The sequence below is a fragment of the Hydrogenovibrio sp. genome (assembly GCF_049975065.1).
Lineage (GTDB): Bacteria > Pseudomonadota > Gammaproteobacteria > Thiomicrospirales > Thiomicrospiraceae > Hydrogenovibrio.
In genome coordinates this window covers 1-13,654 of sequence record NZ_JBNGDN010000045.1, presented here as the reverse complement: position 1 = coordinate 13,654, position 13,654 = coordinate 1, and the positions used below count along the sequence as shown (strand labels likewise).

At 53.5% G+C, this 13,654-nt stretch carries 12 protein-coding genes; 7 read left to right on the top strand and 5 right to left on the bottom strand.

Annotated features, from left to right (window positions below; translation table 11 throughout):
- From epmB to ACP5D0_RS06640, 4 genes are all read left to right on the top strand, one after another.
- Window positions 1-1,036: EF-P beta-lysylation protein EpmB (epmB, locus tag ACP5D0_RS06655; RefSeq protein WP_472364881.1), on the top strand; the 1,036-nt coding region annotated here is incomplete at its 5' end.
- On the top strand, window positions 1,033-2,622 hold the full coding sequence (locus ACP5D0_RS06650) for an ArnT family glycosyltransferase (protein WP_472364880.1): 1,590 nt from the start codon (window positions 1,033-1,035) through the stop codon (window positions 2,620-2,622). The genes epmB and ACP5D0_RS06650, both read left to right, overlap by 4 nt.
- A gap of 118 nt (window positions 2,623-2,740) precedes the next feature.
- A complete protein-coding gene (locus ACP5D0_RS06645; RefSeq protein ID WP_472364879.1) occupies window positions 2,741-3,649 on the top strand; it encodes a lysylphosphatidylglycerol synthase transmembrane domain-containing protein in 909 nt (302 codons plus the stop codon).
- A 70-nt stretch (window positions 3,650-3,719) separates the two neighbouring features.
- Window positions 3,720-4,979, top strand: a complete 1,260-nt coding sequence (locus ACP5D0_RS06640) for a glycosyltransferase family 9 protein (protein WP_472364878.1) — start codon at window positions 3,720-3,722, stop codon at window positions 4,977-4,979.
- Here ACP5D0_RS06640 and lptG read toward each other — a convergent pair.
- Window positions 4,971-6,086, bottom strand: a complete 1,116-nt coding sequence (gene lptG / locus ACP5D0_RS06635; protein WP_472364877.1) for an LPS export ABC transporter permease LptG — start codon at window positions 6,084-6,086, stop codon at window positions 4,971-4,973. The genes ACP5D0_RS06640 and lptG overlap by 9 nt on opposite strands.
- Complete coding sequence (gene lptF, locus ACP5D0_RS06630; protein ID WP_472364876.1) at window positions 6,083-7,183, bottom strand: LPS export ABC transporter permease LptF; 1,101 nt, start codon at window positions 7,181-7,183, stop codon at window positions 6,083-6,085. Before lptF ends, lptG begins: the two co-directional genes overlap by 4 nt.
- Before the next feature lie 419 nt (window positions 7,184-7,602).
- On the opposite strand from lptF, the gene ACP5D0_RS06625 reads away from it, so the two are divergent.
- From ACP5D0_RS06625 to ACP5D0_RS06615, 3 genes are read left to right on the top strand one after another with little or no spacing between them, the layout of a single operon-like run.
- Entirely contained in the window at window positions 7,603-9,087 is a 1,485-nt protein-coding gene (locus tag ACP5D0_RS06625) for a leucyl aminopeptidase (protein ID WP_472364875.1), read from the top strand.
- Window positions 9,088-9,100: 13 nt separating this feature from the next.
- Entirely contained in the window at window positions 9,101-9,550 is a 450-nt protein-coding gene (locus tag ACP5D0_RS06620) for a DNA polymerase III subunit chi (RefSeq protein ID WP_472364874.1), read from the top strand.
- Window positions 9,547-10,458: a M14 family zinc carboxypeptidase gene (locus tag ACP5D0_RS06615; RefSeq protein WP_472364873.1), complete on the top strand. Its 912-nt coding sequence runs from the start codon at window positions 9,547-9,549 to the stop codon at window positions 10,456-10,458. Before ACP5D0_RS06620 ends, ACP5D0_RS06615 begins: the two co-directional genes overlap by 4 nt.
- A gap of 112 nt (window positions 10,459-10,570) precedes the next feature.
- Here ACP5D0_RS06615 and ACP5D0_RS06610 read toward each other — a convergent pair whose 3' ends face one another.
- The 3 genes from ACP5D0_RS06610 to ACP5D0_RS06600 all read right to left on the bottom strand — a co-directional run.
- Complete coding sequence (locus ACP5D0_RS06610; RefSeq protein ID WP_472364872.1) at window positions 10,571-11,737, bottom strand: L,D-transpeptidase family protein; 1,167 nt, start codon at window positions 11,735-11,737, stop codon at window positions 10,571-10,573.
- Window positions 11,730-12,521 carry a L,D-transpeptidase Cds6 family protein gene (locus ACP5D0_RS06605; RefSeq protein ID WP_472364871.1) on the bottom strand — a complete coding sequence of 264 codons (792 nt, stop codon included), beginning with the start codon at window positions 12,519-12,521 and terminating at the stop codon, window positions 11,730-11,732. Before ACP5D0_RS06605 ends, ACP5D0_RS06610 begins: the two co-directional genes overlap by 8 nt.
- A 95-nt stretch (window positions 12,522-12,616) precedes the next feature.
- Window positions 12,617-13,654 (bottom strand): helicase-related protein (locus ACP5D0_RS06600; protein ID WP_472364870.1); only part of this gene is annotated, 1,038 nt, incomplete at its 5' end.

Here is a 13,654-nt window from a genome sequence, read left to right as displayed (position 1 = left end):
CCTTATGATTCAATCCATCGAACAGCTTTGCGAGCTGATTCAAATCGACCCCACCGTTTTGGCGCTGGACGAGGACAGCGATTTTCCAATCAAGGTGCCTATGCACTTTGCCCAGCGCATTCAGCCCGGAAACCCGCAAGACCCGCTGTTAAAGCAGATTTTACCAGGCCTGGCAGAACGGCAGGCCCATCCCGAATTCAATCGAGACCCAGTGGGCGACACCCAAGCCAGCCGTTTGCCAACTCTGATTCAAAAGTACCATGGTCGCGCCCTGCTGATGACCAGCCCGCGATGTGACATCCATTGCCGTTACTGCTTTCGCCGTCACTTTCCCTATCAAGAAGTGAAGAAACATCACTGGCAAGCGGCCATCAACGCCTTGCGCGACGACCGTTCCCTTCGTGAAATCATTCTCAGCGGCGGCGACCCTTTGACCTTGTCGGAAAACAGCTTGCTGGCACTGATCCACGAACTCGAAGCCATTCCGCACATCACCACCCTGCGACTGCACAGCCGCACCCCCATTGCGGCACCCGAGCGCGGTCACCCATCCGCGCTGCTGTCTAAGTTACAAACCAGTCGTTTGCACACGGTGTTGGTGGTGCATTGCAATCACCCCAATGAACTCAGTGACGAAACCGCCGCTTGCCTGCAGGCCTGGCAAAAGGCCGGAATCACACGGCTCAATCAATCGGTGCTGTTAAAAGGTGTCAATGATTCCGCCGAGACGTTAGAACAGCTCAGCCGCGCCCTCTTCCGACAGGGCGTCCTGCCTTACTATTGCCACCTGCTTGACAAGGTGGACGGTGCCGTAGGCTTTTACACTGAAAACCACCAGGCCTGGGCGATTTTCGAACAGCTTCGCCGTCGCCTCCCCGGCTATCTGGTGCCGCGCTTCGCGCAAGAAATTGCGGGCGAACCCTATAAAACCCTGCTCACAGAACCGACGCTGACACCCCATGCCAGCCCCACGCCCAGATTAACGCAACAGTCACCCGCCACACCACACTCACCGGAGCCGTTTTCAAGCTTATGATACCGTCGAACTCTCCCGCCACCTTGGCATTGAAGGCACTGAAAACCCCGTCCGGTGCCAGCCTGACACTCGTTTCACTGGTCACGCTGTGGCACTTATTATTGGCCGGGCAACTCAATCTCAGCGTGGACGAAGCCCATTATGCGCTTTACGGCCTCAAGCCGGATTGGAGCTATTTTGACCACCCGCCCATGGTGGGATGGCTGAATGCTCTGATTCTGCCGTTCACCCATTCCGATTTCGGCCTGAGACTGCTTCCGGCGACCTTGTTTGCCCTGTCGAACTGGATGCTCTACCGCCTGACCCTGCGACTGTTTCCCGATTTTCAATGGGGCGGTTTTTGGACCTTGGCGCTGGTCAACAGCGCGATTATGTTTCAGCTTCTCAGCCTTTCCATGCTGCCGGACACCCCCTTAATGCTTGCCAGCCTGATGCTGTTCTGGCACCTGCTCAACCTGCGCGAGTCGGAAACCCATTCGCGCCGCGCCTTGAAAAACTGGCTGTGGATCGGCTTTTGGCTGGGCATTGCCGCCTTATCAAAATACACCGCCATTACCTTGGTGCTTTCACTGCTGCTGGTCATGCTGATGGAAAAACGCTTTTTCTGGCTAAAGGACAAAGGGCTCTGGCTGGCGGTGATACTGACATCGCTGATGATCACACCCGTGCTTTACTGGAACGCAAACCACGACTGGGTGTCTTTTCTCTACCAGCTTAACCACGGTCAGCACCACGACCACTGGGACTGGCAACGCGCCCTCAACACCCAGCTGGCGCAACTGGGCGTTTATTCGCCGCTGCTGTATTTGGCCGGCCTTTGGCTGATGCTCCAGGCCTGGCGAAACCCCGCACCGGCGGCGGATTCCATCCGTCTGCTGGCCGCCTTCGCCTTACCGATCATCGTCTTGTTCGCGTTAAATTCGGGCTATGAAATGAGCCTGCCGCACTGGACGCAGCTGGCTTGGTTGCTCATCAGTCCGGCGGTCGTTTACTGGGTTTGGCAACATTGGGCGCGTCGCGCGGTGCGCACACTGGTTTATATCAGCAGCGCTCTGACCCTAACGGTTAGCCTGGCGCTCAACAGCCTGCTGGCGCTGCCCTGGATGCCGTTCCCCGACAATGAAAATCCCGTCCGCGAGTTGCACGGCTGGGCTCAAACCGTGGCCTTGGCGCAAAGTTTTCAAAACGACCAGCAACAGCCGCCATTGTTCGCGCCCAACTGGACACAAGCCAGTCGCATTGGCTGGTACGCCTACCCGCAGCCGGTCTATGTCACCGACAACCGTTTCGACCAATTCGACCTCTGGTACGGGCAGCCAGCCCCCGGTTCCGACGGCCTTTTGATTGTGCCGTCTTATGAGGACATCCCGCCGAAAACCGCCAGGCCTGGGCATTTTCAGCAGTGTCATCTTCTGGCTGAAAACCCCATCCGCGAACCCAATCGCTTTGGCGAAAACGACATTACGGTGGTCACTTACCGAATCTACCATTGCCAAGGTCTTGAAGCCGCGCAATACCAAGGCTGGGCCGCCGAATTACCGTTGGTCAAACGCCTTGAATCCGGCCATAACGTCGGCCTTCGATGAGCGGCCTGGCCACCTGTCGAACTTAACCCGAATGATTCGCAGTTTGGTTCGCAGTTTGGTACAGGTTTTGCGATAATAGCCACACCCCTGACCAGAACACAGAATGCAAGGAACACCTTTGGGTAATCTCATTAAACTCGGGCTGTCCGTCGCCATTATCGGATTCATCCTCACCAAATTCGATTTCAGCGCCGTTGGCAACACCATTCTCAATGCCCATATCGGGCTGTTACTGGCCGCGCTGCTGGTGCAAATGCTGAGCCAAACGGTGGCCGCCTATCGCTGGTCGCTGATTATGGGCATTCTCAAATTCAAACACCCGTTTTCGTTCTACTTCAAAAGCTACTTCAAAGGCAGCCTGTTCAACCAGGTTTTGCCCACCAGCATCGGCGGCGACGCTTACCGAATCGCCGAAGTCAGCGCTCACGGCGGCTTGGTCAAAGAAGCCTTTTACGGTGTATTTATCGACCGCATTGTCGGGCTGGTCGGCCTGTTGCTGCTGAACCTGTTTGCCAATATGTTCGAATCCAACCTCATGCCTTACCCGGTGTTTATGACCATTAATGTCATTCTCGTCAGCGCCCTGTTCGGGCTGTTTGTGCTGATGGCGATTCATAAATTTAAAGTGTTTAAACGCTATCGCATCACCCGCCTGTTTTACGAACTGTCGGAACGCTTCCGCTTCATCTACAAAACCCCGAAACGCATCAGCCAGCAGCTCGGGCTGTCGGTGCTGATTCACCTGCTGTCGATGGTGGCGATTTTCGGCATCGGTCACAGTGTCGGCATCAACGAACCGCTGGTGGCCTATCTGGTGATTATTCCACCGGCGATTCTGCTGACGATTCTGCCCATTTCTTTTGCTGGCTGGGGGGTGCGTGAAGGGGCGCTGATTGCGCTGTTTATGATGATCGGCATCGACGAACATCTGGTACTGGCGATGTCGTTACTGTATGGGTTTATTTTGATTCTCAGCGCTTTGCCAGGCCTGGTGTTTTACCTCACCAGCCGCCACAAATATTTATAACCCCTAACAGACATCTCACTTACCGAAACAACACAAAAAAGCATACAATAGCGCCATGAATGTAGACTTAATGCGAAAAATCGATCACCACTTGGGCATTCCGCTGACGTTTCTCAGCACCTATTTGCTCAAGCCCGTTTATTGGTTGCAGCACAAACGAAACCGCACCTCAACGACCAAACCACAACGGATTTTGTTTGTGGAGCTGTCGGAAATGGGCAGCACCATTATTGCCGACCCCGCCATGAAACGTGCTCAGAAGACCTTTGATGCCGAACTGTTTTTTGTGATTTTCAGCAAAAATAAACCCAGTCTGGATCTGCTCAACACTATTCCGCAAAACAATATTTTCACTCTCTGCGAAGACAGCCTGTTTACCCTGGTGCGCGATGCGGTGCGCTACCTCTTCTGGTGCCGCAAACAGCGCATCGACACCGCCATCGACTTGGAACTGTTTTCCCGCGTATCGGCACTTTTAACCGGCTTCAGCGGGGCACGCAATCGCATTGGTTTTCACAATTTCCACGGCGAAGGTCTCTATCGCGGCGACCTGCTGACGCATAAAGTCAGTTACAACCCGCACATCCACATCGCCAAAAATTTTATGGCGCTGATTCACGCCTTGGAAGCGCCGACGCCGGAGGTGCCTTATGCCAAGGTTCTGATTCAAGATGAGGACATTCGTCTGGATCAAGTGACTTTCAGCGACGATGACACCGAATTCGTATATCAAAAAATCGCCGATTGTTATGCTGACTACAACCGCGAAACCCAGCCACTGTTGCTGATCAACCCCAACGCCAGCGATTTATTGCCCCAGCGCCGCTGGCCGAAAGCCAACTTTATCGCCCTGATGCAGCAGCTTCTGGCGCAGTACCCGCAGGCATTGGTGCTGATTACCGGTGCGCCCAATGAACGCGACGAAGCGCAACAATTGCTGGACGCTGTCGCACACGAGCGTTGCATTAACTTTGCCGGACAGTTAAAACTGTTGCAAATGCCGATTCTCTACAGCATTGCCCGCCTGATGGTCACCAACGATTCCGGACCGGGACACTTTTCCGCCATCACCCCACTGAAAACCTTTGTGCTGTTTGGTCCGGAAACCCCGAAACTCTACGGATCACTGGGCAACAGCACGCCGATTTTCGCCGGTTTGGCCTGTTCCCCCTGTGTCAGTGCCGCCAATCACCGCAAAACCCCCTGCACCGAACCGGTGTGCATGGACGCCATTACCGTGGAAACCGTGTTAAAACACATTGAAATCGAGATGCACGAACCTGTACAAACCTCCGCAAACCCTGCAAGCAGCGCAACCGAGTCAGCGTAGCCGTCGCAACAGCAACAAGGCCACCGTCACCAGCACCAGCGACGGTAAAAAAGCCCCCATCACCGCAGGCCACTGATACACCACACTGAGATTGCCGAAAATTTGATTCAGCAGATGGAAGCTCATGCCAATTAAAATACCAACAAAAATCCGCTGTCCAATGCTCACCTGCCGCTGAGAGCCGAAAATCAGCGGAAACACCAGTGCCATCATGCCTAAAATCACAAAGGGCGTTGCGACTTTGCGCCAAAACGCCAGCTTGTAAGGCTCGGCATCGAGATCATTGGCCTGCAAAAAGCCGATGTATTGATACAGATCCCAAATGCCCATATAGCGGGTTTCGACATGCAATGTCTGCAACAGCGCGGGGGTCACCGGCAGTGCGACCGCGCGTGACGGTTCCTGAAAGCGAATTAAATCCAGCCGTTGCCAGTCCGGTCGATTGTCCAGGCGAGACGGCGTTTTTTGCCAGGCCAGGCGTTGCCCATTGACATCCGTCAAACGCCACTTGCCTTGCTCGAAGTGAGCCGATTTTGCCACAAACGCCTGTTGCAACTGACCGCCCTGCATTTCATAAATGCGCACATCCAAAAACTCGGTATCGGACAAGACTCGCCCGACATGAATGTAACGCTCGCCTTCGCGCATCCAAAAATCATCGGAGGCGCCGATGGAAAAACTCTTGTGCAGCGCCTCCCCACGCATTTTTTTGGCATAGCGTTCACTGGCCGGTGCCAACCACTCGCCCACCAGCGCAGCGCACAACCATAACAGCAAGGCGGTTTTCATTACCGCCCAAAAGATTCGTCCAACCGACCAGCCGGTGACACGCAAAATGGTCAATTCGGCGTGATTCGCCAAACCGCCCAAGCCGATTAAGGTGCCAATTAACAGCGCCATCGGAAAAATTTCATAACCGAACACCGGCAGTTTCAAAAACGTATACAAAATGCCTTTTTCCAAGGTGTAATCGTCACTGAGTTTGCCGACCTGAATCATAAACTCGGAAAACCCCAGTATGACCAGCAACACCATCAGCACCAGCAAGGTATGACCGACCAGCACCCGTCCAAGATAACGCTCGATTCGCCCCATTCTCAGCTTCATTGAACCCTCTCTCGTTGCGTTAATCGCCGCCAATCCGGCCAGACAAACCAAACTGGTTTCAGGCTTCCTTGATACAAGGCATAGGCAAAAAACAACAGCGGTATCGGCCAAAGTCCAATCCAAATCGGCCAGGTTTCATTTGCCATCGACTCTTTCGCCGTCACCAGCAATTGGTTGTAAACCACATACAACACCAGCGCAAAAAACATTTGCCCAAAACGCCCCTCACGCGGTCCGGTACGGCTCATTTTCAGCCCCAGCAACCCCAGCACCACAATGCTCAAGGGCGTCACCAAGCGCCATTGCAATTGTGCCTGGTCGCCTGGCAACGCCGATGCCCAGAGTGTCAGACTGTCGATTTCAAATTTCGTTTCACTTGGCAAGCGCATTTGCAGCTGTGGCAAAAAGCCTTCAAACCGCTCAAATCGACGAACGGTAAAGGTCTCGCCGCCTTCCAAGCCTTCATAACTGTGGCCGTCCAGCAACACCAGCGCCAAGCGCTCGTCAATCCACTCAAAACGGCCTTGCGGCGCGGTCAGCAACACGTCTTGCTCATCGGTTTTCAATCGCACCCAAACCGAGCTCAAATCGCCTTGCTTTGAAATCTCGCGGGTGTAAAAAACCCCTTCGCCATTCGGCAAGGGATTGAATTTACCCGGCACCAAGGCGGCCAAGGGCGAACTGACCTGCGCTTCGGCCACCAACAAGCGTTCCTGCTGATAGCTCCAAGGGGTCAACCACAGCGTCACCCAAGCGGTCAACAACGCTAACGGCAACAGAAACCAAAACACCCGTTTTTGAAAATAGCCCACGGAAATGCCGCAACTTTGCAACACCACCATTTCCCGATCCTGATACAAACGCCCCACCGCCAGCATGACACTCAACAAGGCGACCAGGGGCAAAATCACTTCCAAAGCGGGGGGAATTTTGTAGAGCAGCACTTTAAAAAGGATGGTCGAAGGAATTCGCCCTTCCACCGCCACTGCCAACAGCTTGGTGGCCTCGGTGCCAAAGGTGATCAACAACAGAACCGACAGCACCGCCAGAAAGGTTGCCAAAAGTTCTTTGTAAAGATAGCGATCAAGAATTCGCAAAAACAGCCACCAAAGCGTTAGAATAAAGGGATTAGCAAAATCTGAGGTGTGCCAACTCGTTTGAAAAATTTAGCGACAACTAACCCGAAAAATTCATAAATTAGGCACCATCTCGCTTGCCCTTTGATTCCACAAGCCATATTTTCTCAGTCGGTCGTAATCGTAGATACGACACTTCTTCGAAAATTTCCTTGTGAAAACAATGTTCTGCGCGATTTTGGCGCAAATTTATGAAATTTCCGGGCTAAGCACCCGATCGTTCAATCGACTTACCGTTCTGAAAGACGCTCGCCCGATCCGAAAGCGTCAAAAAATCATACAGCCTTCGGACATGAGCTGCCATTGAGCGCCGCCGTTAAGTGCTAAGGGTCTTTCAGAACCAAACCTGTTCGAGATTATACAAGAAGGAATTCCACCGCATGAAACAAATCCAGTTCAGCCTTGCTGCAAACGCCGACCTTAACGCTTTTGACACTTTGATTCTACCGGTGTTCGACAAGGGGCACACCAGCGACTTCGGCAACCACACCGGCTTAACCGCTTTCACCGAAACCCTGTTTGAACAGGGCGACTTTCTGGCGAAAGCCGGGCAAACTCAAATGGTGTTTCAGCCAGCCAGCGTACCCTGCCGTCGTGTCTTGCTGGTCGGCTTCGGCGACCCGGTCAAACTGACGGTCAAAGCCTACCTGGAAAGCTTGAACGCCGCCGCTAAAGCCTTGGACAACTCCGGCGCACAAGACGTGCTGAATGCCTTGGTTGAGGTTCAACCGGCCGAGAACGACCAGGCCTGGGCGATTTACCAAAACGCCTTGGCGTTCCAACGCAGCCTATATGATTACGAACACGAAAGCCGCAACAAGAAAACCCCGAAGACACCGAAATTAAACGGCATGACCTTCCCGGTTGAAACCTCCGCAGAAAAGGTGTCGCAACTGGAGCAAGCCCAGGCATCCGCTTTAGGCATGGCGTTGACCCAGGATCTGGCGAATATGCCCAGTAACTTCTGCACCCCGACCTATTTGGCGGAAACCGCGCAAACGCTGGGCAAAACCTATGGTTTTGAGGTGAACATTCTAGATGAGTCTGAAATGACCGAAATGGGCATGGGCGCGTTTATGGCGGTGGCACAAGGTGCGCACACGCCGCCGAAAATGATTTGCCTGTCCTATCAAGGCGCTGGAGACGAAGCCCCGATTGCCTTGGTTGGCAAAGGCGTCACCTTCGACACAGGTGGCATTTCCCTCAAGCCCGGCGAAGCCATGGACGAAATGAAATACGATATGGGCGGTGCTGCCACTGTATTGGGCGTATTCGAAGCTTTGGGGCGCTTGAAGCCAAGCCTTAATGTGGTCGGCGTCATCCCAGCCACCGAAAACATGCCCGCCGGTAACGCCATTAAGCCGGGCGACGTGGTGAAATCGCTTTCCGGTCAAACCATTGAAATTCTCAACACCGATGCCGAAGGCCGTTTGATTCTGTGTGATGCGCTGACCTATGCGCAGCAAACCTATCAACCGAAAAAAGTGATCGACATGGCGACCTTGACCGGTGCCTGCATCATCGCACTGGGTCATCAAATGTCCGCCGTGCTGGGGAATAATCAGCCACTGGTGGACGCTCTGCTGGCGTCCGGTTTGAAAACCTACGACCGTTTCTGGCAAATGCCTTTGAGCGACGAATACGACGAGCAACTGCAATCCAACTTCGCCGACATGGCCAACATCGGCGGCCGCCCCGCCGGCACCATCACCGCCGCTCAATTTCTGGCACGTTATACTCGGGATGTGGAATGGGCGCATTTAGATATTGCCGGCACAGCTTGGGTCAGCGGCAAAAATAAAGGCGCGACTGGCCGCCCGGTTGCGGCGGTGGTGGATTTTCTACTGAACCAAACAGCAAAATAAGCGAGGACGGATCATGTCGGATCGAGCGGACAGCGTTTCTCAGGATGTGGTGTTTTATGTGCTCAGTTCCTCCGGTGAGACTGAGCGGGAAACCTTTATTATTAAACTGCTCAATAAAATTCATCGCGAACAACGCCTGTGCGATGTGCGCTGTGACGACGAAACGGCGCGTCAGCGCCTCAACCATCAATTGTGGAGTTTTAAACCCGAGGCCTTTATTCCGCATATTTTGGGGGAGGATCTGGCTCAACGCCACGCCAAGATCCGCTTCTGGAACCAAACCATTGCCCAGTCCTGTGACGATGTTTTGCTCAATATCCACCCGGCTTTTCCCGAACATTTTCAACACTACCGCCGCACCATTGAAGTGCTGGATCAGTCCGAACACTTGATTGAAATGGGGCGCCAACGTTGGAAAACCTACAAAGCCCAAGGCTTTGAGCCGGTGGTACACAAACTATGACAACTCGCGCACGCCTCTCAACCCAGATACGATGGGCGCTTTCGGTCTGCATCAGTGCCATGCTATTGCCAGCGACCGCCAACGCGGAAAACAGGCTCCATTCCCACGAGAACCGTTCCGCTGAAATCAGGCAATTCTGCGAGGATTTTGCCAATAAACTGCGCACCGTCGATTACGAAGGTTGCCTCACGCTAACACTCAATGCCAGTCACGATTTCAACAGCGTTGAACAGCGCCCCCTGACCTATAAAGAAGTGCTGCCCGCCAATAACCAGCCGCCCAAAGGGCGTATTTTATTTATCGGCGGGATTCACGGCGACGAATATGCGGCCATCAGCGTCAGCTATCTCTGGCTGCATTCGTTGCTAAAGGGTGAGGCGGAAACCGACTATCACTGGCTGTTTCTGCCGTTGGCCAACCCGGATGGTTTATTTCGTTCCCCTGCGACGCGCCCAAATGCCAACGGCGTGGATCTGAACCGTAACTTTCCGTCCCCCGACTGGGATGAGGCCGCCCTGCAGACCTGGCGAAATCATTATCGCAAAAACCCGCGCCGTTATCCCGGCTCGGCACCCGCCAGCGAGCCGGAAACCCAATGGATGGTGCAACTGATCGAACGCTTCCGCCCCACCGCGATTATTTCCGCACACGCGCCTTATGGCTTATTGGATTACGATGGCCCCGAACACGCCCAGCCCAATAAGATCGGCCATCTAAAACACCGTGCGCTGGGCACTTATCCGGGGTCTTTAGGACGATATGCAGGCGAGCACCTCAATATCCCCGTGCTGACGCTGGAGTTACAGTCGGCCGGCCGCATGCCCAGTCAGGCGGAAATCAATCAAATGTTATTGGATCTGGAAAACTGGGTTACCGATAAGATTGAACAGCAGGAATGGGATCTATAAGAGTTCGTTAGAGTTCATTAGAATTCGGTCGAATTCATCCGAACTCAATCGCCACGAAACAGGCTGGGGTGCGTTTGAAGCCGCCTATTAGGACAGCGATATTGAGACAGCGCTATTGAGACAACGCCAGATTCTGCGACACTTTGGGGGCATTCCGGGATTTATATTGATTTTCCAATACCAGCTGCCAGCGCTGGGAATCACTTCGCTGCCAATACTGCTCTACCACCTGACGCCCGTCGTCGATGGGGAAACTCACATAATAAAGGCCTTCCTCGCCGGGATAGGCATAGACGCTGACATCCGCCCAATCGACTTGATGAGGCGTTTCTTCCCGTAACCAGCGGTTAATTTTGGACAGCACCTGCTGCTTATCGGAATCTTCGCGCTCAATAAACCCTTTCGGCGAGGTGTTCTCTGCAATAATGACCGGCGTTGACGGCAGCAAGCGGTACTTAAACACCAGCGCTTCCATCGCAGGGTTATTCAGCACCACACAGCCGCGGCTGGCCAAAGGCGCACGACTGTAGGTGTCACGCGGTGTTCCGTGCAACCAGATACCGGAACCCGTGCGACCCTGCTGGCGATCCCAGATATTGGGATAATCCAGTGTTAACGCACCCACACCGTACAGTTCCGGCAGCGCCGAATCCGGCAATTCTTTTTCAATCTTATAGACCCCGATTGGGGTCTTCAAATCCCCACGAACCTGTTTACGGGTGCCTTTTTCGCCGAGGGTAACGTAATAATTCACGACTTCTTCGTACCCGTTTTCCTGCTTGCGATACAAGTGCAGACGGTGCGCATCGGCATCCACAATCACCAAAAAAGGTTCCTGACTGGTCTTCAGAACATATTGTGACAAAAGCGTGTCCCAAGCCGCCAAGGGTTGAACCGGATTCGTTTGCGACTGCTGTTGCCAACGGACTCTGGCTTCCGACATCAGCCAAGCGGTTTTGTCACGGTTATGCTGGCGGTTTTGAGCCACCCAGCCAGATTGACCCGCCCGAATCGCCAATAACTCGGCTTTCATCAGTTGCGCCAATTGATACTCCGGCATGTCTTTAGCCAGACGCGCTACGTCCGCCGAGGCCTGCTCAAACTGACCTGTTTGAATGGCGGTGAAGCCGTCCAACAATCGTTTTTCTGCCTGCAACGCCAAATCTTCAGCCGATGCCGTTGTGACCAGAGAAAGCAGCAACGACACAGTGAAAAACCACCAGGCCTGGCGAAACGACGCTGATTCCCTCAACGAAAAAGTGGCCGAGTTCTCATTCATAAATCACATCTTCCTGTACGATATGCCATTGATCGCCACGATGCTGCCAAACCAGTTTTTTCCGAACGCGATCTTTAAACGTATTGGATTGATACGCTTGCCAAAAGGTCACCTGAATCGTCTCAGGGGTCAGCGGCACCACCGAAACGTCATCAAGCTGAATCCGAATAAAAGCCGGCCGAGTGAGGCTGCGCTTGCGGCTTTTCGACCAGGCCTGGTGACTTGGGTAATCACGGCTACTGTAATCCGGCGCGTAAAAATCCAAATACGCGGCCACCTGCTGATTTGCCCAGGCCTGACGCCAATTTTCCACCAGGTCTGCCACACGCTTCATGTGATTTTCAACCTGTTTCAATTGCGCTTGTTCCGGTGTTTTTAACTCCGTACCGGCAGACAAAATCCACTGCCCTTTCGGACGCTCCACCTGATCGGTTTCGAAAACAGACTGGTAGGCCTGTTGCGCCTGATAGGCATAAATCTGATTCAAGTTTTTGCGCAGAGCAGCAATTTTAGGGTCGGCATTCAAGGCGGCTTCCAGCACTTGCTGTGCTTGATCATAGTGCCCTTGTTTTATGTAAGCCGCGGCCAAGTTGTTGCTGGCGGCCAAATCATTGGGGTAGGCTTTCAACAGCGTCTGCCATGACTGAATGGCGTCGTCCAGTTGTCCGGTCTGCGACGCTTGGATGGCCTGCTCGAAACGCGCCTGGTAGGTGTCGCCGTTTGTTACCGCTTCCGTTGTGGCCGCCATAACCGGCACCCCCCAGACGAACACAAGAAGTGTCATCAGGCCGCGAAAACGGTGAGTAAAATGTGTGCTGTGGTGTTTCATAAATCCTTTTTTGGAAAACCGGTGCCCATACCATTCAGATTCGTTCTATTCTAACGTAAATCACCGACGCCAACCATGGAAGTTTTCAGGCCTTTAATATCATCTCGTAACTTGGCGGCCTGTTCAAAATCCAAATCTTTGGCGGCTTTGTACATTTGTTTTTCTAAACGCTTAATTTCCGCCGCCAGTTGCGCCGGTGTCATGCGCTTCGCCTGTAAAGGCCCATAACCGCCATCGGACTCGGCCGCTTTCAGCCTTGCGGCAGAAGCACCGGTTCGCGGCGCATAGGGCGAATCCTCCAAAATATCGGTCACTTTCTTGTTCAGTTTTTGCGGGATGATGCCGTGGGTTTCATTGAATTCAATCTGCTTGGCGCGTCGCCGCTCCGACTCATCAATCGCCCGTTGCATCGAATCGGTGATTTTATCGCCATACAAAATGGCTTTACCCGCCACGTTTCGGGCGGCACGACCGATGGTCTGAATTAGAGATCGTTCGGAACGTAAAAAGCCTTCTTTGTCGGCATCCAGAATCGCCACCAGAGATACTTCCGGAATGTCCAACCCTTCCCGCAGCAGGTTGATGCCGACCAGTACATCAAACTCGCCCAGTCGTAAATCGCGGATAATTTCAATCCGCTCCACCGTATCGATATCCGAATGCAAATAACGCACCCGCACATTGTGCTCTTCCAGATATTCGGTCAGGTTTTCCGCCATGCGTTTGGTCAAGGTCGTCACCAAAACACGTTCCTCTTTATCCACCCGCAAACCGATTTCGCCTAACAAATCGTCCACTTGCGTCAGCGCCGGGCGCACTTCCAAAACCGGATCCAGCAAACCGGTCGGCCGCACCACTTGTTCGACGATTTTCGATTGATGTTCGGCCTCGTATTTCGCCGGCGTGGCGGAGACGAAAATGGTCTGCGGCATAATGCGTTCGAATTCGTCGAACCGCATGGGGCGGTTATCCAAGGCCGACGGCAGACGGAAACCGAAATTCACCAGATTTTCTTTACGGGAACGGTCTCCTTTATACATCCCGCCGATTTGCGGAATGGTGACGTGGCTTTCGTCGATGAACATCAG